The sequence below is a fragment of the Blattabacterium cuenoti genome, assembly GCF_014251275.1.
Lineage (GTDB): Bacteria > Bacteroidota > Bacteroidia > Flavobacteriales > Blattabacteriaceae > Blattabacterium > Blattabacterium cuenoti_AG.
Genome location: NZ_CP059183.1, coordinates 335001 through 354964, shown reverse-complemented (window position 1 = coordinate 354964; position 19964 = coordinate 335001). Strand labels below are relative to the sequence as shown.

Genomic DNA, 19964 nt, shown 5'->3' with positions numbered 1-19964 from the left:
TGTATTATTACATATTTTTATTTTTTAATAATGAATAATAATAAAAATAAAATAGCAATATTTCCTGGATCTTTTGATCCTATAACTATGGGTCATTATGATATTGTTATTAGAGCTTTAAATTTATTTGATAAAATTATTGTAGCTGTTGGAAATAATTTTAAAAAGAATAATATGTTTTCCATTGAAAAAAGAATTAAATGGATATACAAAACCTTTTCAGATTTTTCTGATAAAGTATATATAGATTCATTTAGTGGATTGACAATATCTTTTTGCAAGGAAAAAAAAGCAAATTTTTTATTAAGAGGTATACGTAATCAATTAGATCTTGAATTTGAAAAAGATGTTTTATTCGCAAATTATCATATATTAAATAACAAATATAAAATAGAAACTGTTTTTTTGTTTTCTTCTTTTGAAAGATCTTATATTAGTTCCTGTATAGTAAGAGATATTATAAAAAATGGTGGTGATTACACCATTTTTGTTCCATCTTCTGTAAGAATATAAAATAAAAACATATACTTATATTTTTCCAATCCAATCTAGAATAATTTGTTTTTTTTCCAAATTTGCATCAATTAGTTTTACTTTTATTTTATCACCAATAAAATGAATGTTTTTTTTATTTTTTCCAATCATACTATAATTTTCTGTGTTAAAAGTGTAATTATCTTCTTTTATATTACAAAATCTTATCATTCCTTCAGTTTGAAATAATAATAAATCTATATAAACACTCCAATTAGTAAAACCTGTAATAATCCCATAAAATTTTTTTCCTAAAAATTTTCTTAAAAATTTTACTTGCATAAATTTAATAAATTCTCTTTCTAAATCTATAGCTATACGTTCTTTAAAACTACAGTATTCTGATTGATTTTCATAATAACTTATAGATTTTAATTTACATTTTTTTAAATTTTTTACTTTTAGGTAATAATATAATAAACGATGGGCAATAATATCTGAATATCTTCTTATTGGAGAAGTAAAATGAGTATAATAAATAAAAGATAAACCATAATGTCCAATATTATTTATTGAATATTTAGCTTTGCTCATAGAACGTAGTATTAGATTTTCAATCATATTTTGTTCTGGTTTACCTTTAATTTTAGCCAGTAAATTATTAATAGATTTTTTTATGTTTTTTATGTCTAATAAGTATCCTAATGGTTCTATAATTTTTTTCAATAACAAAATTTTTTCTGTATCAGGAACATCGTGTACTCTGTATATATATAATCTATTAGATTTTTTTTTTTCTAAATTTTTATTAACAAATTCTGATATTTTTTTATTAGTCAACAACATAAATTCTTCTATTAAACGATGAGCATCTTGATTTTTTTCTAAATAAATAGATATTGGATTTTTTTTTCTATCTAAATCAAATCGTATTTCATCTTTCTCTATGTTAATAGATCCATTTTTTAATCTTTTTTCTAAAAGAATATTAGAAAGAATAAATAAAGTATTAATTTCTTCATGAAAATATCCTTTTTTTTCTTCTATAATTTTTTGAACTTCGTTATATGTAAATTTTTTATTTGATCGTATAATAGTTTTTCCTAACCAGCTTTTTAATATATTTCCTTTTTCATTCATATTAAAAATAAAAGAAAAACTTAATTTATCTTTTTTAGGTAATAAAGAACAAAGATCATCGGATAATACTTTTGGTAACATAGGGACTACTTTTCCAATAAAGTAAATAGATGTAGAACGGGAAAATGCTTCTTTATCTAATATTCCATCTTCTTTAATATAATGAGATACATCAGATATATGTATTCCTATTTCCCAAAATCCTGATTTTAGTTTTTTAACCGATAAAGCATCATCGAAATCTTTTGCATTCAAAGGATCTATAGTAAAAGTATTTACATTTCTCATGTCCTTTCTATTTTTTAGATCAATAAATTTTTTAGATAAAATTTCTTTTGCTTCACTTTCAGCTTCTTTTGAAAAATTAAAAGGAATTTTATATTTTTCTAATAAAGAAAAAAATTCAGAATCATATTCTCCAAAAGGACCAAATGTTTTTATAATTTTTCCTAAAGGATTTTTTAATTTTTTTGGCCAAGAAATAATCTTTACTAATACTTTATCATTTTCTTTATAGTTTTTTAATTGTTTAATTGAAATAATAATTTCCAAATATATTTTTCCACTATTTACTATAACTGTTCCATATTTTTGGAATTTGCAAAAGTATAGAATTCCAATAAATTTTGTATTCTTCCTTTTAACTATTTTTATAACTTCTCCATGTATTTTAAACTTTTTATTTTTTTTACATAACTTAATTTTTACTAAATCACCATCTAAGGATCTATTAATTTTGTTTTTTGGAACAAAAATATCTTTTTTAAAATTCTCTATATTTACAAATGCATAACCTTGATTAGTTATACTAATAACTCCAATGAATGATTCTTTATTTCTTTTTTTTTCTTTTTTTTTTAATTTCATAATTAAAAAAAGTGTGTATATGGAAGTATTTTTTTATACAATCTACAAGATTTTATTATAAAAAATAATTTTCCTTATAGATTAAGGATATTACTTATAAAATTGGATATTATTTGTTATATTTGCGATGTTCCGTTTTTTCTACTGAAATAAAAATCTCATCTAAAATGACAGGTAAAAGAATATTATATATTTCTTCAGATTTATTTCCTTTTTCTTCAGATAATACAATATCTTTATCTGTTTTGAAAGCTACTAAGTTTATGCAATCTAAAAGAAATGATGTTAGAATATTTATGCCTCGTTTTGGTATAATAAATGAAAGAAGACATCAATTACATGAAGTTATTCGTTTATCTGGTATGAATTTAGTAATAAATGATATTGATCAACCTTTATTGATAAAGGTTGCATCTATTCCTGATGCTAAATTGCAAGTATATTTTATAGATAATGAAGAATATTTCAAAAGAAAAGCTATAGATAAAGATGAAAATGGAAATTTTTTTAAAGATAATGATGAAAGAGCTATTTTTTTTACAAAGGGGGTTTTAGAAACAGTAAAGAAACTAAATTGGAAACCTGATATTATTCATATATATGGATGGATAACATTGTTAATTCCTTTATATGTAAAAATTTATTATAAAAATGATCCTATATATAAAAATACTAGAATAGTATCGTCTATTTATAATAATTCATTTAATTTAAATAAAGAAATAATAAAAAAAATAAAATTTGATGGGATAAAGTCTAAACAATTAAAATTTCTGGAAAATCCAAATTACTTGAATATTGTGAAATTGTGTTTGTATTTTTCAGATGCTATAATAAAAGGTGATACTTTTTTTCCAGAAGAAATAGAAACTTTTATAAAGTTAAATAAATTACTTGTGTTAAAATACTATCCAGTAGAAGAAATAGAAACTGTTTATCAAAAATTTTATAAAGAAACAATTTTAGAAAGAATTGATTAAATAATATATAAATTCTAATTTTCTAGGTTAGAATGTGTGGTATAATTGGTTATATTGGTTATAAAGAAGCATATCCATTTCTTGTTAACGGTTTAAAAAAATTGGAATATAGAGGATATGATAGTTCTGGAATTGCTGTTTTTTGTGAAAACAAATATAGCATATGCAAAACAAAAGGAAGTGTATCTGAATTAGAAAAAAAGATTTTTTTGTCTAATACAAATATGAAAGGGACTGTTGGTATAGGACATACAAGATGGGCTACACATGGAATTCCAGATGACATTAATGCTCATCCTCATGTATCTAATTCTAATGAACTTATTATGATTCATAATGGAATTATAGAGAATTATCATGCAATAAAAATTATTTTATTAGAGAATGGATTTACTTTTAAAAGTGAAACTGATACAGAAGTACTTGTAAACTTGATTGAATATATAAAAAAAGAAAATAAATTTTCTTTAGAAAAAGCTGTTCGTATTTCTTTAAATGAAATAATTGGTGCATATTCTATTGCTATAATAGATAAGTATAATCCAGAAACTATTATAGTAGCAAAATTGGGAAGTCCTATTGCGTTAGGAATAAATGAAAAAGAATTTTTTATATCGTCTGATCCTATTCCTTTTATAAATTATACAAAAAATGTCCTTTATTTAAAGGATGGAGAAATGGCTATAATTAAAAAAAATAAAAAATTAGACTTAAGAAAAATTATTGACAATCACAAACTAAATCCAATTATAGAAAAGTTAAAAATTAATCTTAAAGAAATAGAAAAAGGAAAATATAAATATTTTATGTTGAAGGAAATATATGAACAACCTAAATCTATTTTAAACACTCTTAGAGGAAGATTATTAATACAAAATAAAAAAAAAGAAATTATTATTTCTATTGATGGAATTGATTCTAATAAAAATGTATTTATAAATGCTAAATGTATTACTATAATAGCATGTGGATCTTCTTGGCATGCTAGTTTGATTGGAGAATATTTATTAGAAAAATTTACTCGTATTCCTGTAGAAGTAGAATATGCTTCAGAATTTAGATATAGAAATCCTATAATAGATAAAAAAGATATAATTATTGTAATCTCACAGTCTGGAGAAACTGCAGATACTTTGTCAGCTTTAAAACTTGCAAAAGAAAAAGGAGCTTTTGTTTTTGGTATTTGTAATGTAGTAGGGTCATCTATTGCAAGAAATGTTAATGCTGGAGTATATACTCATGCTGGACCTGAAATAGGTGTAGCTTCTACAAAATCATTTACAGCACAAATTACAGTTCTAATTTTATTAGCATTAAAAATTGGAAAGTATAAGTCTGTAATTGATAAAACTTTATATAAAAATTTATGCAGAGAATTAATATGTATTCCTAAAAAAATTTACAATACTTTAAAAATAGATAAACACATAAAAAAAATATCTCATATATATTACAAGGTAAATAACTTTCTTTATTTAGGAAGAGGTATAAATTTTCCTGTAGCATTAGAAGGGTCTTTAAAATTGAAAGAAATATCTTATATTCACGCAGAAGGATATCCAGCTGCAGAAATGAAACATGGGCCTATTGCTTTAGTAGATGAAAAAACACCTATTGTTATTATTGCAATAAAAGATAGATATTACGAAAAAATAATTGCAAACATACAAGAAATTAAAGCAAGAAAAGGAAAAATTATAGCAATAATAAATGAAGAAGATATACAAATAAGGATGTTAGTTGATCATGTTATAAAAATTCCAAAAATTTCAGAAGAATTAAGTCCATTAATAACAATTATTCCTTTACAATTATTAGCTTATCAAATAGCTGATATATGTGGAAAAAATGTTGATAAACCAAGAAACCTTGCTAAATCTGTTACTGTAGAATAAATAATATTTTTATTATTTTACTTTACTTTATTTTTTTTTATTATTGAATTATATTTTTTTATGTATTCCTCTAAAGCCATAGACATAGAAGGGAATTCTGGTGTAGGAACTTTAATATCAATTTTTAATCCAGCTTGAGCAGCAGCATCTAAAGTATTTTTTCCAAAAGTTGCTATTTTAATGTTATTTTGATTGAAATTAGGAAAATTTTCAAATAATGATTTTATTTCTGCAGGATTAAAAAAAACCAAAATATCATAATTTACATGTTTTAAATCAGATAAATCGCTTGAAGTTGTTTTATATAAAATTGCTCTTTTCCAAAAAACATTAGATTTATTTAGCATATTTGGAATTTCTGGTTTTAAAATATCTGAAGAAGGTAAAAGAAATTTTTCTTTATAATATTTTTTAATATATGGAATAATATCTTTAAAGGAGCTATTTCCTATATGAATTTTTCTTTTTCTGTATACAATATATTTCTGTAAATAATATGCAATAGCTTTTGTTTGACAAACATATCTCATAGTAATTGGAACTTTGAATCTCATAGATTCAGATAATCTAAAATAATTATCTACAGATCTTTTACTTATGAAAAGAACAACAGTAAAATCAGAAAAATCTATTTTTTGTTTTCTAACATCGTTAGATGAGGCTCCTATTATCTCTATGAAAGATCTGAAGTATATATTCACATTTTTATTTTTACTAAGCTCTAAATATGGTGAATTTGACCCACCAGTAAGAGGTTGTGAAATAAGTATGTTATTTATCCTCATATTTTTTTAGAAAAAATCTTTGTTAATGTTAAAACAAATATAAATATATTATTTATATTATAGAAGGCACAGAGCGGAATTGAACCGCTATAAAAGGTTTTGCAGACCTTTGCCTAACCATTCGGCCACCGTGCCAAAATTTATTCTTCTAGTACAACACAAACTTCTTCTATTATTCCTTTTAATGGAGGATTTTTTTTGCAAATTTTTATTTTTGCATATTTCAGTTTTTTGAAAATTTTTAATTTAGTAATTATCCTTTTTGCTAAATGTTCCATTAATTTAGACCTTATTTTCATTTCTTCTTTTACAATACTATATAAATGCACATAATCTATAGTTGAAGATAATTCATCATTAATATATGCATTGGAAAAATCAACTTCTATTTCTAGATTTATTAAATAATTATTACCAATAAATTTTTCTTCTGGAATACATCCATGATGTCCAAATAATTTGATTTTATTCAAAATTATTTTTCCCATTATAATTTATTTACTTTATATTATTTATGTAATTTTTTTCGACTTTTTTCCAATTAATAATTTTCCAAAATGATGAAATGTAATCTATTCTTCTATTTTGATATTTAAGATAATACGCATGTTCCCAAACATCTAATCCTAATATTGGAATTCCTTCACATCCCATACCATACATAAGTGGATTATCTTGATTTGCTGTAGAACAAATAGTTAGTTTTTTATTTTTTACACATAACCATGTCCATCCGGAACCGAAACAATTCATAGCTAAATTTGTAAATTTTTCTTTAAAAGAATTAAAAGATTTAAAATCTCTTTCTAAAATATTAGAAAAATTTATACTTGGATTTTCAAATTTTTCATTAGGTATTAATATTTCCCAAAATATATTATGATTGTAATATCCTCCACTATTATTTCGTATACCTGGAACTTCTATATGAGCTCTTCTAAGAATTTCTTCAATAGATAAATTAATCATGTCTGTTCCAGAAATAAATTTATTTAAATTTTCTGTATAAGTAGCATGATGTTTTGTATAATGAATTTCCATCGTTTTCTTATCTATAAAAGGTTCTAAATCTTCATAAGAATATGGTAGTTTAGGTATTTTAAATGACATAATTTTTTTATTTTTTTTTAGAAGAAACAAATATAATTAAAAAAAAAATAAATATAATTAAAAACTTGTTATATATATAAGGATTTTATTCCAGGAAGAACTTTATTTTTTAATATTTCTAACATTGAGCCACCTCCTGTAGATAAATAACTAACTTTTTTTTCACATTTTTCCATTTTTAATGCAGCAATGGAATCTCCTCCTCCTACTAAAGAGTAGGCTCCGTTTTTTGTTATTTCTGATATTTTTTTTGCTATTTTTTTTGTTCCTATAGAGAAATTTGAAAATTCAAAAACTCCTAATGGCCCATTCCATAAAATTGTTTTTGATTTTTCAATAATGTTACAAAAATATTTTATTGATTTTGGACCTATATCTAAACCTATCCATCCATTTGGAATTGAGTGTATAGGAACAATTTTAGTATTTTTATTATTGTCAAATGTTTTTGATATAACAACATCTTTTGGAAACAATAGAATATTATTTTTATTTTTTTTATTTAGTTCTGATAGAATTTCTTCTAATGTATTTTCAATAATACTATATTTTTCAGTAAGAGAATTTCCTATTTTTCCCCCATATTTTTTTTTAATAAAAGGATATGCCATCCCACCTCCTATTAAAATAAAATTAGAAAAATCAATTAAACTTTTAATAATATTTAATTTTGAAGATACTTTTGAACCTCCTAATATAACTGTAATAGGTTTTTTATGTTGTCCTGAAAAAAACTTTTTAAAATTTTCTATTTCTTTTTTCATAAGAAAACCCATGCATTTTTTTTCCAAAAAAAATTTTGGTGTTGTTATTATTGAACTATGATTCCTATGAGCTACACTAAAAGCATCATTAACGTAAATATCTCCATTTTTTGATAATTCTTGTCCAAAATTGTAGTTTTCTTCCTCTTCTTCTTTATAAAAACGCAAATTTTCTAATAATAAAATATCTCCACTTTTTAATTTTTTAATTTTATTTATTACGTTATTTCCTATACAATCATCACAAAATTTTACTGGAATACCAAACTTTTTTGTCAAAAAAGGAACTAAAAATTTTAAAGATAGATTTTTTAATCGTTTACCTTTTGGTCTTCCAAAATGAGAAATAAGAACAACTTTTCCTTTTTCGCAAATTATTTTTTGTATAGTAGGAATACTATACTGTATTCTTGTATCATCTATTATTTCATAATTATTGTTTATAGGAACATTATAATCAACTCTTATTAAAGCAATTTTATTTTCAAAATTAAAATTATTAATGTTTTTAATTATCATAAAATAAGTTTTTTAATATATTTTATATGCTATTTATATGTTTATGTTAGAGTTAGATATACTATATTAAAATTATTATTATTTAAATAATAATTAATAATAATAATAATGTTGTATATTATATTTATATTATATTTATATAATATATTTAGTTTTAATTAAATATATTTATATTTTTTTTATATTATTTTTTTTTATTTTTATTATTTTATTATTATTATATTATTACATGTTATTATTATTACATGTATACAGTGTATACGTATACATATATACATATACATGTTAATTTAATATTAATATAATACATGTTAATTTTTTTTATGCAAAAAATATGATAGCAATAGGTTCTGATCATACTGGAGTTTATTACAAATATTTGATAATAGGTTTTTTAAAAAAAAAAGGATATAAAATAAAAGACTTTGGTTGTTATAGTTACGAAAAAAAAGTAGATTATCCAGATTTTATTCATCCTACAGTAAATTTTGTTGAAAAAGGAATTGCTAATTATGGAATTATTTTGTGTGGAAGTGGAAATGGTGCTGCAATTATAGCTAATAAATATAGTAAAATTCGTGCCGCACTTGTATGGAATAAAGAAATATCTTTTTTAGCTAAAAAACATAATAATGCTAATGTTATAAGTTTACCTGCACGATTCATAATTAGTAATGAATTATTAGACATTGTAGATATTTTTATTAATACAAATTTCGAAGGAGGAAGACATATTATAAGAATAGAAAAAATGTTTAAAAAATTAAATTAATAATACAAATATATGATTAAAAATCCTCAGTAGCTCAGCTGGTTAGAGCATCTGACTGTTAATCAGGGTGTCGCTGGTTCGAATCCAGCCTGAGGAGTTTTTTTTTATAAAATATAAATATAAAAATGTAATTAAACTAAAGCTAGGTTAAGTTAGATATAGTACAATTTTAGTTAAATTGTATAATTTTAACTTGTTTAACTACATGCTTGTTTAAGTCCATAAATACATAAACTTAAATTATTATAAAATATATTAATATATTAATATTAAATTAAATTTAAATCTTTAATTTGAATATTTATTGAATACTTTGTTTAACTTAAATAAAAGATTCAATTAATTTAACAATTTTCATTTTCGTTTTTAATATATCATCGTTTAATAGTACTGAATCAAATAAATGAGAAAAATTATTTTCCTGTTTTGCTTTTTTCAAACGAATATCTATATTATATGAGTTTTCGTATTTTCTTTTAAATAGTCTATTTTTTAGAATATTAATAGATTTAACCATTATAAATATAGATAATGAATTATTTGGATATTGTTTTTTTATATTCAAACTTCCTTTTACATCAACATCAAATAAAATTATTTTTTTTTTATTCCAAATCCTGTATATTTCACTTTTTAATGTTCCGTAAAATTGTTGTTTATAAACTTCTTCCCATTCTATAAACTGGTATGTTTTTATTTTTGAAAAAAAAGTTTTTATGGAAATAAAGTAATAATCTTTTCCGTGTTTTTCATAATTTCGTTTTTTACGTGTAGTACATGATATAGAAAGTTCTAAATCTGGTATTTTTGAAAGTAAAAAATGTGAAATAGTAGTTTTTCCTGAACCAGATGGTCCTGATATAATGATAATTTTTTCTTTTTTCATTATAAATTAATTTGCTAAATTTGATTTTTTTTGTAACTAAATAAGTTAAATTTTTATATATAATAATTATGATATTAGGAATTGTAGGAGCTACTGGATTGGTAGGTAGAATTATATTGAAAATTTTAGAAGAAAAAAAATTTCCGATTAAAAAATTATATATTTCTGCTTCTGATAGATCTGTGGGAAAAAAATTATTATTTAATAATAAAAATCACACAATAATTAAAATACATGACTTATTTTTAAAAAAACCAAATTTAGTTTTGTTTTCAGCTGGTAGTGCTATTTCAAAAAAATGGGCATTAAAATTTTCTAATATAGGATCTATTATTATAGATAATTCTTCTGCATGGAGAATGGATCATGATAAAAAATTAATTGTTCCAGAAATAAATGCTCATTTATTGAATAAAAATGATAGAATTATAGCAAATCCAAACTGTTCTACTATACAATTAGTTATGGTTTTATTTCCTTTACATATAAAATATAATATAAAAAGAGTAATAATATCTACTTACCAGTCTGTAACAGGAACTGGTAGAAAAGCTTTAGACCAATTAGAAAATGAAAAAAAAGGAAATTTGAATTATAAAAAAGTATATCCATATCCTATTTACAATAATGTTTTACCTCATTGTGATGAATTTTCAGAAAATGGATATACTATAGAAGAAATAAAATTAATGCAAGAAACAAAGAAAATAATGAATGATAAAAAAATTTCTGTAACTGCTACATCGGTAAGAGTTCCTGTAACTGGTGGTCATTCTGAAAGTGTTAACATAACGTTTAAAGATAATCCAAATATAAATGTAATTCGTAAAATTTTATTTGAATCAGAAGGGATTATACTTTTTGATGATCCATATAGAAATATTTATCCAATGCCTTTATATGCACAAGGTAAAGATGAGGTTTTTGTTGGAAGAATTCGTAAAGATTTACATTTTCCAAATTCTATTAATCTTTGGATAGTATCAGATAATTTACGAAAAGGTGCAGCTACTAATGCAGTTCAAATAGCAGAATACTTAATAAGTAAAAATTACATTTAATTTTTTTCTAAATCTTTTTCAATGATAATAGTATATTCTCCTAATATTTTATTTAAATTTTTATAGTATAGTAAAATATTTTCTATTTTTCCTCTTAATATTTTTTGAAATATTTTTGTCATTTCTTTACATAAAACAACATTTCTATTTATCCCAAAAAAAATTTTAATATTGTTTAATGTTTTTAATAATCTATGTGGAGACTCATATAGAACTATTGTTCTGTTTTCTTTAGATAAATTTTTTAATTTTTTTTTATTTTTTTTTTTAGGTAAAAATCCAATAAAAGTGAATTCATCAATAGGAATTCCTGAATTTACTAGTGCAGGTATTAATGCAGTAGCACCAGGTAAACATTCTACATCTACAAAATGTTGTATACAAGTTCTAATTATCATATATCCTGGATCAGATATACCAGGAGTTCCGGCATTAGATATTAATGCAAATTTTTTTCCTTTTTTCATTTCATTTATAATACTAGGAGTTAGTTTATGTTCATTATAAATATTATATTTTTTAACTGGAGTTTTTATATTATATAAATTTAAAAGTTTTCTAGATGTTTGATAATTTTCTACTAATATTATATTCACTTCTTTTAAGATACGTAATCCTCTAAATGTGAAATCTTCCATATTTCCTATAGGAGTAGGTACAATGTATAACATTTGTAATAAATTTTAATAATAATCCTATTTTTTTAGGTAAAAATTTATAACTTTTATTAAAATGTCTATAACATTATAGTAAATTTTTTTCTCCATTTTTTAATATAACATGATAATTCATATAAAAAAACATTAAAAAATACAGTATAAAATACAATATTAAAAGTAAAAAATATGAATGTTCATGAAATAAGTAGTAATGAGAGGTAAGAAATACATATTCAGAAGTCCTATAGTATCTGGAGATATTATATTTAAATATGATTTAAACGGATTTTTAAGAGAGGTAGTTTTCCCAGATAAATTATCTTTATCACATTATATATGGATTGGAAAATACTTGCCTTATAATGAATCTATTATAAATAAAATGAAAAATTCAAAATCATCTTTTTCTATAGAAGAAATTCCTACTGATTTATCTTTTAATAGATTTTGGAAAGATTATAAATATAAAGTAGGTAAAAAAAAAATGGCTGAAAATATATGGAATAATATGAATTTATCTGATAGAGTAAAAGCTTTATCTTATATACCAAAATACTTAGATCACGTTAGAAGAACTGGACATGATCAAGCTTATCCAACAACTTATTTGAATCAAAGATATTTTGATGGTTAAAATATTTTATTTTATTTACTTTTTTTATAATTATTAATTATTTTAATTGCTTCTTGTAAACCAATTGAATAATTAAAAAATATTTTTTCATCAATTGGAATGAATTTTTTATCATATTTTATAAATATGTTGTATTTGTTTATGTTTAAAAAAATTTCTTTTTCTTTAAAAAAACCTAACGATTTTGGAAGTTCAATTATTTTTAATGCTTTTTGTAAAGTAATTCTATTTAATTTTTGTTTATTTAATAATGGAATAAATTTTGGTTTAACTTCGTCCCCAAACTCACCTATTTGCAATACAGGACCAAATTTCGCTATTTTTGCAAAAATTTTTTTTTTAGATTTAATATCTATACCAATAAAATGTTCTTTATGAATTTTTTTTGTATGTTTTTTTACATACTTTATTTTTTCATAAAATTTTTTATAAAATTCATTAATGATATCAATCCAATTAATTTCTCCTTTAGCTATATCATCAAAACTTTTTTCTAGATTTGCAGTAAAATTAAAATTTACAATTTCCTGAAAATTTTTTTTTAAAAAATCAGTAGTTATTACTCCAATTTCCGTAGGTACAAATCTATTTTTTTCTGTTCTTACTATATTTTCTATTTTTTTATTGATAGTATCATCTTTTAATGTTAATATTATTCTTTTTTCTGTTTGTTTTATAGCCTTTTGATTAATAACATAATTTCTTTTTTGAATAGTATATATAATAGGAACATAAGTAGATGGACGGCCAATTCCTAAAGATTCTAAATTTTTTACTAATGAAGCTTCATTATACCTATAAGGATGTTTTTTAAATATTTGTTTTGCAATAATTTGTTCATTTTTTAATAAAGTACCTTCTTTTATTTTTAATGAATTATATTCTTCATTTTCTTTTAATTTTTCGTTTGAAATTTTTATAAAACCATCAAATAATATATATTTTTTAGTGTGTATAAAAATATCTTTTGATGAAGAAGATTCTATATAAAAATTTAATATTTCAAATATTGCGTCAGACATTTGACTCATAATAGTTCGTTCCCAAATTATTTTATAAAGTTTTTTTTCTGAAATACTTAAAAATTGTAAATAATTTTCATCATATTTAATTTTAGTAGGACGAATTGCTTCATGAGCTTCTTGAGAAAATTTTTTAGAAGGATATGTATTTCTTATTGATAAGTATTTTTGTCCATAACAACTAATTATATATTTTTCTATATTTTGTATTATAAAATTTGATAATTTTGTACTATCAGTACGTATATATGTTATGAAACCTTTTTCATATAACTTTTGAGATAAAAACATAGTTTTTGCTACAGAAAAATATAATTTATTACAAGCATACTGTTGTAAAGATGATGTAGTAAAGGGTCTATGTGGTGATTTTTTTTGGTTAGATTTTATAATTTTTTTTACTATAAAATTATTTTTATCTTTTATACATGAAAAAAAAAGTTCTTTTAACTTGTTTTCATTTGTAATTTCTTTGTAAAGTCTAGCATGTAATTTTTTTTGTTTGTTAAAAAAATATCCATCAACTTGATAATATGAAGATGGTATAAAATTTTTAATTTTTTCTTCTTGTTCTACTATTAATCTAACTGCAGCTGATTGTACTCTTCCTGCTGAAAGTCCATTATTTATTTTTTTCCATAATATAGGAGATAATTGAAATCCTACTAATCTATCTAATATTCTTCTTGTTTGCTGCGCATAAACTAAATTTTTATTTATTTTTCTAGGATTATTAATTGCATTAATAATTGCTTTTTTTGTAATTTCATGAAAAACAATTCTTTTATATTTATTTTTAGGAATATTAAAAAAAGTACATATTTGATATGCAATTGCTTCTCCTTCTCTATCTTCATCAGATGCTAACCATATAGTATTATAACTATCTATTAATGATTTAAGATTTTTTACTATTTTTTTTTTATTATATGGAATTACGTAATCAGGTTTAAAGTTATTTTTAATTTGAATCCCTATTTTTTTTTCTGGCAAATCAATTATATGTCCATAACTTGATACAACATTATATTCATCTCCAAGAAATTTTTGTATAGTATTAGCTTTTACAGGAGATTCTACAATTACTAAATTTTTTTTCATATAAACTATTTTATTGATTCCTTTCAATAATAAAATTTACCATTGTTTTTAATGCATTTTTTGTTTTTCCTTCTGGATATAATTCTAATATTTTTAGTGCGTAATTTCTAAATTTTTTCATTTTTTTAATAGCATATTCTAATCCTCCGTATTCTTTAACATAATTTATTATTTTATTTCTTTTTTTATAATCATAATTTTTTATTGCATTTAATATCCATTCTTGATCTTTTTTTGATGCATTTCTAATAGTATATATTAGAGGCAGAGTAATTTTATTGTCTTTAATATCCAGACCTATTGGTTTACCAGTAAAATTATTTTCGTATTTATAATCAAATAAGTCATCTTTAATTTGAAAAGCTATTCCAATAAAAATTCCAAACTTTTTCATTTTTAATATATTTTCTTCATTTGCACTTACTGAAAGAGCTCCACATTCACAAGAAGTAGCAATTAGACTAGCTGTTTTTTTATAAATTATTTTGTTATAAGTTTTTTCGGTAATGTTAAATTTTTTTGATTTTTCTATTTGCAATAATTCTCCTTCACTCATATTTTTTACAGTGTTGCAAATAATTTTTAAAATATCTGTATAATTATTATTTGTAGCTAATAAAAGACTTTTAGATAATAAATAATCACCAATTAAAACTGCTATCTTATTTTTCCATATGGCATTAACAGAAAATGATCCTCTTCTAAAATTACTATTATCTACAACGTCATCATGAACAAGTGTAGCTGTATGTATTAATTCTATTAAACATGCTGTATGATATGTTTTTTTTTGAATTTTACCTAACATTTTAGCAATCAAAAAAACGAACATAGGTCTTATAAGTTTACCTTTTCTATTTGTGATATAATGATTAATTTGATTTATAAGTGTAACATTACTACTTTTAATTATACTAATGAATTGTTTTTCGAATTCTTTTATTTCTTTTTTTATTGAAATTTTTATTTTATCCAAAATTAATTTCATCGTAAATAATTATGAAATTTTTGATAAATTTTATATTTTTTTTATAAAAAAATCAGAATTTTCTTTTTACAGGATATTATATATTTATATAATTAACATAGCATCTCCATATGAATAAAATTTGTATTTTTTTTGTATACCTATTTTATAGGCTTTCATAATTAAACTAAATCCAGAAAACGCTGCTGTCATCATTAGTAATGTAGATTTTGGCATATGAAAATTTGTAATCATGGAATTAGCTATGCTAAAATTATAAGGAGGAAAAATAAATTTATTTGTCCATCCTATAAAAGGATTTAAATTTTTAGTAGAAGATACTGAACTTTCTATTGCTCTCATAGAAGAGGTCCCAACTGCACAAATTTTTTTTTTATTTTTTATAGCTTCATTTATAAATTTACATGAGTTTTCGCTTATAAAACACTTTTCAGAATCCATTTTGTGTTTTGATATATCTTCTACTTCTACTGGTAGGAATCCACCTAATCCTAAATGTAAAGTAATTTCTATTAGGTGAATTCCCTTTATTTCTAATTTTTTTAATAAATGTTTGGAAAAATGTAAACCTGCAGTAGGAGCAGCTACAGATCCTTCTATTTTTGCATAAACAGTTTGATAACGTTCTTTATCAATATTTTCTGGATTTCTATCAATATACTTAGGTAAAGGTGTTTTTCCTAATTCTTTTATCTTTTTTATTAGATTTTTATGGGGTCCTTCAAAATTAAGTTGAAGGATCCTTCCTCTAGATGTTGTATTATCTATAACTTCTCCTGTTAACCCATATCCAAAATTTAGTTTATTTCCTACTCTAACTTTTCTAGCTGGATCTACTAAAACATCCCAAGTCCTGTCTTCAGAATCTAATTCTCTAAGTAGAAATACTTCTATTTTTGCGTCTGTTTTTTCTTTATTACCAAATATTCTTGCTGGAAAAACTTTTGTATTATTTAATATTAAAATATCTCCTTCTTCAAAATATTTATGTAAATCTTTAAAACGTTTATGTTCAATATTTTTATTATTTCTGTGAATAACCATTAATCTAGATTCATCTCTTTCTTTAGAAGGAAATTTTGCAATAAGATCTGTTGGAGATTCAAAGTCAAAATCTGAGGTCCTCATATTCATATGAAATTGTATTAATAATATTATTAACTTTGATAAATTTTTTTGTAAAAATATGTGATTTTTTTCTAGTTATAAAAAAATATGTATATATTTATAAAAAATGTGTATATTCACATTTTTATTGTTCTTTTCATATTAAGCATATAAAAGCTTCTATACCTGATTATTAAGGATCTTTTAATAACAATTTGTGTATTTGATAATTTTTTTACAACGGAGAGTTTGATCCTGGCTCAGGATGAACGCTAGCGGCGGGCCTAACACATGCAAGTCGAGGGGCAACATAAAGTCTTTATTTTTAATATTGATTTTGATGGCGACCGGCGGACGGGTGAGTAACATGTACGTAACCTACCTTTTGCAAGAAAATAGCCTGAGGAAACTTGGATTAATGTTCTATAATATAAAAATATCATATGATATTTTTATTAAAGCAGAAATGTGGCAAAAGATGGGCGTGCACCCGATTAGTTAGTTGGTAGGGTAAGAGCTTACCAAGACAATGATCGGTAGGGGACCTGAGAGGGTGATCCCCCACACTGGTACTGAGATACGGACCAGACTCCTACGGGAGGCAGCAGTGAGGAATATTGGTCAATGGAGGAAACTCTGAACCAGCCACGCCGCGTGCAGGAAGAATGCCTTATGGGTTGTAAACTGCTTTTGTTTAGGAATAAAGATTCTTACGAGATAGGAATTTTGAAGGTACTATACGAATAAGTGTCGGCAAACTCCGTGCCAGCAGCCGCGGTAATACGGAGGACACAAGCGTTATCCGGTTTTATTGGGTTTAAAGGGTATGTAGGCGGTATGTTAAGTCAGTAGTGAAATGTTGCAGCTTAACTGTTAAAAGTGCTATTGAAACTGATATACTTGAGTGAGATTGAAGTAGCTGGAATGTGTGGTGTAGCGGTGAAATGCATAGATATCACACAGAACACCAATCGCGAAAGCAAGTTACTAAATCTATACTGACGCTGAGGTACGAAAGCGTGGGGAGCAAACAGGATTAGATACCCTGGTAGTCCACGCCGTAAACTATGATCACTAGTTGTTGGATTTTTTTTTCAGTGACTAAGCGAAAGTGATAAGTGATCCACCTGGGGAGTACGGTCGCAAGGCTGAAACTCAAAGGAATTGACGGGGGCCCGCACAAGCGGTGGAGCATGTGGTTTAATTCGATGATACGCGAGGAACCTTACCAAGGTTTAAATGTACTACGAATAAATTAGAAATAGTTTAGTCTTCGGACGGAGTACAAGATGCTGCATGGTTGTCGTCAGCTCGTGCCGTGAGGTGTTGGGTTAAGTCCCTCAACGAGCGCAACCCCTATTGTTAGTTGCCATCGAGTAAAGTCGGGGACTCTAGCAAGACTGCCGACGTAAGTCGAGAGGAAGGTGGGGACGACGTCAAATCATCACGGCTCTTATATCTTGGGCGACACACGTGCTACAATGGTCGGTACAAAGGGTTGCAACTGGGTGATCAGTAGCTAATCTCTAAAAACCGATCTCAGTTCGGATTGGAGTCTGCAACTCGACTCTATGAAGTTGGAATCGCTAGTAATCGCATATCAGCCATGATGCGGTGAATATGTTCCCGGGCCTTGTACACACCGCCCGTCAAGCCATGGAAGTCGGGGGGACCTAAAATTGGTGACCATAAAAGGAGCTAACTAAGGTAAAATCGATAACTGGGGCTAAGTCGTAACAAGGTAGCCGTACCGGAAGGTGCGGCTGGAACATCTCTTTTTTTAGAGTTTATTAAAGAAAATTATTTAATTAGGGATTAGAAGCTTTTTTTTTAATTTTACGTTTATTGATAATTGATACTGATATTTGATATTTGGTGGAGATTGATTGCTCAATCAGTCTCGTAGCTCAGATGGTTAGAGCGCTACACTGATAATGTAGAGGGCCGCGGTTCAACTCCGCGCGGGACTATTTGGTTGGGGAATTAGCTCAGACAGGTAGAGCGCCTGTTTTGCACGCAGGAGGTCATCGGTTCGATTCCGATATTCTCCATTTATTCTCCATATTTTGATTTAATAACAAGTTCTTTGACATAAGAGAAATGATACAAAAAGCTAATTAAGGGCGTATGGGGGATGCCTTGGCTCTGAGAGGCGAAGAAGGACGTGATAAGCTGCGATAAGCTGCGGGGATTGGCACATACAAATTAATCCGCAGATTTCCGAATGGGGTAACCTATCATATTTAATAATGTGATATTACTTTTTTTTAAAAAGTAATGCAAACCTAGAGAACTGAAACATCTAAGTATCTAGAGGAAGAGAAAACAACAGTGATTTCGTTAGTAGTGGCGAGCGAAAACGAAACAGCCCAAACCATTATAGTTTTTGGCTATAATGGGGTAGTAGGTCTACAACAATGGACTATTATTTTGTAACAGAATGATTTGGAATAATCAATCATAGAAGGTGAAATTCCTGTATGTGAAACAAAATAATTACCTAAGTAGTAACCTGATTAGGACGGGACACGTGAAATCTTGTCTGAATCTACCGGGACCATCCGGTAAGGCTAAATACTCCTCAGAGACCGATAGTGAACTAGTACCGTGAGGGAAAGGTGAAAAGTACTTCGAATAGAAGGGTGAAATAGATCCTGAAACCATACGCTTACAAACTGACGGAGCTTTTTATTAAGGTGACGTCGTGCCTTTTGCATAATGAACCTACGAGTTAATTTCTTCGGCAAGGTTAAGTAGTTTAGCTATGAAGCCGTAGCGAAAGCGAGTCTTAATAGGGCGATTAAGTCGGAGGTATTAGACGCGAAACCGAGTGATCTATCCATGAGCAGGTTGAAGCTGTGGTAACACATAGTGGAGGACCGAACCGGTAGACGTTGAAAAGTCTTCGGATGACTTGTGGATAGGGGTGAAAGGCCAATCAAACTCGGAAATAGCTCGTTCTCCCCGAAATGCATTTAGGTGCAGCATCGTGTTAAGTAATACAGAGGTAGAGCTACTGATTGGATGAAGGGGTTTCATCACCTACTGATTCCTGACAAACTCCGAATGCTGTTATTATGTTTCACGATAGTGAGGGCGTGGGTGCTAAGGTCCATGTCCAAGAGGGAAACAACCCAGACCATCAGTTAAGGCCCCAAAGTATATATTAAGTTGATATAACGGAGTTTAATCACTTAAAC

General features: G+C 25.1%; 16 protein-coding genes, 4 tRNA genes and 2 rRNA genes (1 of these 22 only partly in view). 11 read left to right on the top strand and 11 right to left on the bottom strand.

Translation table 11 applies throughout. The features are described 5' to 3' along the window. The first annotated feature begins 30 nt into the window (after window positions 1–30). Complete coding sequence (coaD, locus tag H0H76_RS01655; RefSeq protein ID WP_185855315.1) at window positions 31–513, top strand: pantetheine-phosphate adenylyltransferase; 483 nt, start codon at window positions 31–33, stop codon at window positions 511–513. Window positions 514–528: 15 nt separating this feature from the next. Here coaD and rnr read toward each other — a convergent pair whose 3' ends face one another. After that, the gene (rnr, locus tag H0H76_RS01650; RefSeq protein WP_185855314.1) at window positions 529–2481 is read right to left on the bottom strand and encodes a ribonuclease R; all 1953 of its coding nucleotides are present in this window, start codon (window positions 2479–2481) and stop codon (window positions 529–531) included. Between the two features lie 167 nt (window positions 2482–2648). Between rnr and H0H76_RS01645 the strand changes: the two genes are divergently transcribed. Together H0H76_RS01645 and glmS are read left to right on the top strand one after the other, a co-directional pair. Continuing rightward, window positions 2649–3461, top strand: coding sequence for a glycogen/starch synthase (locus tag H0H76_RS01645; RefSeq protein WP_185855313.1), 813 nt, complete (start codon window positions 2649–2651; stop codon window positions 3459–3461). A 32-nt stretch (window positions 3462–3493) separates the two neighbouring features. Continuing rightward, complete coding sequence (gene glmS, locus H0H76_RS01640; RefSeq protein ID WP_185855312.1) at window positions 3494–5356, top strand: glutamine--fructose-6-phosphate transaminase (isomerizing); 1863 nt, start codon at window positions 3494–3496, stop codon at window positions 5354–5356. A 17-nt stretch (window positions 5357–5373) separates the two neighbouring features. Here the strand turns inward: glmS and H0H76_RS01635 are convergent, their stop codons facing one another. From H0H76_RS01635 to H0H76_RS01615, 5 genes are all read right to left on the bottom strand, one after another. Beyond that, complete coding sequence (locus H0H76_RS01635) at window positions 5374–6141, bottom strand: uroporphyrinogen-III synthase (RefSeq protein ID WP_185855311.1); 768 nt, start codon at window positions 6139–6141, stop codon at window positions 5374–5376. A gap of 64 nt (window positions 6142–6205) precedes the next feature. After that, window positions 6206–6276: transfer RNA gene (locus H0H76_RS01630), tRNA-Cys, on the bottom strand. A gap of 5 nt (window positions 6277–6281) precedes the next feature. Beyond that, window positions 6282–6629, bottom strand: coding sequence for a dihydroneopterin aldolase (gene folB / locus H0H76_RS01625; protein ID WP_185855310.1), 348 nt, complete (start codon window positions 6627–6629; stop codon window positions 6282–6284). A 10-nt stretch (window positions 6630–6639) separates the two neighbouring features. Beyond that, the gene (locus H0H76_RS01620) at window positions 6640–7251 is read right to left on the bottom strand and encodes a superoxide dismutase (RefSeq protein ID WP_238783857.1); all 612 of its coding nucleotides are present in this window, start codon (window positions 7249–7251) and stop codon (window positions 6640–6642) included. 68 nt (window positions 7252–7319) lie between these two features. Beyond that, the gene (locus H0H76_RS01615; RefSeq protein ID WP_185855309.1) at window positions 7320–8534 is read right to left on the bottom strand and encodes a phosphoglycerate kinase; all 1215 of its coding nucleotides are present in this window, start codon (window positions 8532–8534) and stop codon (window positions 7320–7322) included. A 334-nt stretch (window positions 8535–8868) separates the two neighbouring features. On the opposite strand from H0H76_RS01615, the gene H0H76_RS01610 reads away from it, so the two are divergent. Together H0H76_RS01610 and H0H76_RS01605 are read left to right on the top strand one after the other, a co-directional pair. After that, window positions 8869–9306, top strand: a complete 438-nt coding sequence (locus H0H76_RS01610) for an RpiB/LacA/LacB family sugar-phosphate isomerase (RefSeq protein WP_185855308.1) — start codon at window positions 8869–8871, stop codon at window positions 9304–9306. Between the two features lie 23 nt (window positions 9307–9329). Beyond that, window positions 9330–9403, top strand: a tRNA-Asn gene (locus H0H76_RS01605). Window positions 9404–9628: 225 nt separating this feature from the next. Here H0H76_RS01605 and gmk read toward each other — a convergent pair. Next, entirely contained in the window at window positions 9629–10192 is a 564-nt protein-coding gene (gmk, locus tag H0H76_RS01600; RefSeq protein ID WP_185855307.1) for a guanylate kinase, read from the bottom strand. A 68-nt stretch (window positions 10193–10260) separates the two neighbouring features. Between gmk and asd the strand changes: the two genes are divergently transcribed. Next, a complete protein-coding gene (gene asd, locus H0H76_RS01595) occupies window positions 10261–11253 on the top strand; it encodes an aspartate-semialdehyde dehydrogenase (RefSeq protein ID WP_185855306.1) in 993 nt (330 codons plus the stop codon). On the opposite strand, the gene rsmI is transcribed toward asd, so the two are convergent. Further along, entirely contained in the window at window positions 11250–11924 is a 675-nt protein-coding gene (rsmI, locus tag H0H76_RS01590) for a 16S rRNA (cytidine(1402)-2'-O)-methyltransferase (protein ID WP_185855305.1), read from the bottom strand. The genes asd and rsmI overlap by 4 nt on opposite strands. Before the next feature lie 199 nt (window positions 11925–12123). Here rsmI and H0H76_RS01585 point away from each other — a divergent pair, with 199 nt between their 5' ends. Then, complete coding sequence (locus H0H76_RS01585; RefSeq protein WP_185855304.1) at window positions 12124–12546, top strand: hypothetical protein; 423 nt, start codon at window positions 12124–12126, stop codon at window positions 12544–12546. Between the two features lie 11 nt (window positions 12547–12557). Here H0H76_RS01585 and topA read toward each other — a convergent pair whose 3' ends face one another. From topA to queA, 3 genes are all read right to left on the bottom strand, one after another. Continuing rightward, a complete protein-coding gene (topA, locus tag H0H76_RS01580) occupies window positions 12558–14669 on the bottom strand; it encodes a type I DNA topoisomerase (RefSeq protein ID WP_185855303.1) in 2112 nt (703 codons plus the stop codon). A gap of 10 nt (window positions 14670–14679) precedes the next feature. Continuing rightward, entirely contained in the window at window positions 14680–15657 is a 978-nt protein-coding gene (locus tag H0H76_RS01575) for a polyprenyl synthetase family protein (RefSeq protein WP_185855302.1), read from the bottom strand. An 84-nt stretch (window positions 15658–15741) separates the two neighbouring features. Then, window positions 15742–16785 (bottom strand): tRNA preQ1(34) S-adenosylmethionine ribosyltransferase-isomerase QueA, encoded by a 1044-nt coding sequence (queA, locus tag H0H76_RS01570; RefSeq protein ID WP_185855301.1) that lies wholly within the window; start codon window positions 16783–16785, stop codon window positions 15742–15744. A 216-nt stretch (window positions 16786–17001) separates the two neighbouring features. Between queA and H0H76_RS01565 the strand changes: the two genes are divergently transcribed. From H0H76_RS01565 to H0H76_RS01550, 4 genes are all read left to right on the top strand, one after another. Further along, window positions 17002–18543 (top strand): 16S ribosomal RNA (locus tag H0H76_RS01565). A 117-nt stretch (window positions 18544–18660) separates the two neighbouring features. Then, window positions 18661–18734 (top strand) — tRNA-Ile (locus H0H76_RS01560). Between the two features lie 7 nt (window positions 18735–18741). Beyond that, window positions 18742–18815 (top strand) — tRNA-Ala (locus tag H0H76_RS01555). Between the two features lie 55 nt (window positions 18816–18870). After that, window positions 18871–19964, top strand: a 23S ribosomal RNA gene (locus H0H76_RS01550) (it continues 1852 nt past the right edge of the window). Together the 16S and 23S rRNA genes with 2 tRNA genes alongside form the textbook arrangement of a ribosomal RNA operon.

Coding starts and splice junctions, on each gene's coding strand:
- H0H76_RS01635 (WP_185855311.1), bottom strand. CDS start 6,141: ATGAGGATAAATAACATACTTATTTCACAACCTCTTACTGGTGGGTCA.
- coaD (WP_185855315.1), top strand. CDS start 31: ATGAATAATAATAAAAATAAAATAGCAATATTTCCTGGATCTTTTGAT.
- queA (WP_185855301.1), bottom strand. CDS start 16,785: ATGAGGACCTCAGATTTTGACTTTGAATCTCCAACAGATCTTATTGCA.
- H0H76_RS01620 (WP_238783857.1), bottom strand. CDS start 7,251: ATGTCATTTAAAATACCTAAACTACCATATTCTTATGAAGATTTAGAA.
- H0H76_RS01610 (WP_185855308.1), top strand. CDS start 8,869: ATGATAGCAATAGGTTCTGATCATACTGGAGTTTATTACAAATATTTG.
- H0H76_RS01645 (WP_185855313.1), top strand. CDS start 2,649: ATGACAGGTAAAAGAATATTATATATTTCTTCAGATTTATTTCCTTTT.
- gmk (WP_185855307.1), bottom strand. CDS start 10,192: ATGAAAAAAGAAAAAATTATCATTATATCAGGACCATCTGGTTCAGGA.
- H0H76_RS01615 (WP_185855309.1), bottom strand. CDS start 8,534: ATGATAATTAAAAACATTAATAATTTTAATTTTGAAAATAAAATTGCT.
- folB (WP_185855310.1), bottom strand. CDS start 6,629: ATGGGAAAAATAATTTTGAATAAAATCAAATTATTTGGACATCATGGA.
- H0H76_RS01585 (WP_185855304.1), top strand. CDS start 12,124: ATGAGAGGTAAGAAATACATATTCAGAAGTCCTATAGTATCTGGAGAT.
- topA (WP_185855303.1), bottom strand. CDS start 14,669: ATGAAAAAAAATTTAGTAATTGTAGAATCTCCTGTAAAAGCTAATACT.
- glmS (WP_185855312.1), top strand. CDS start 3,494: ATGTGTGGTATAATTGGTTATATTGGTTATAAAGAAGCATATCCATTT.
- asd (WP_185855306.1), top strand. CDS start 10,261: ATGATATTAGGAATTGTAGGAGCTACTGGATTGGTAGGTAGAATTATA.
- rnr (WP_185855314.1), bottom strand. CDS start 2,481: ATGAAATTAAAAAAAAAAGAAAAAAAAAGAAATAAAGAATCATTCATT.
- rsmI (WP_185855305.1), bottom strand. CDS start 11,924: ATGTTATACATTGTACCTACTCCTATAGGAAATATGGAAGATTTCACA.
- H0H76_RS01575 (WP_185855302.1), bottom strand. CDS start 15,657: ATGAAATTAATTTTGGATAAAATAAAAATTTCAATAAAAAAAGAAATA.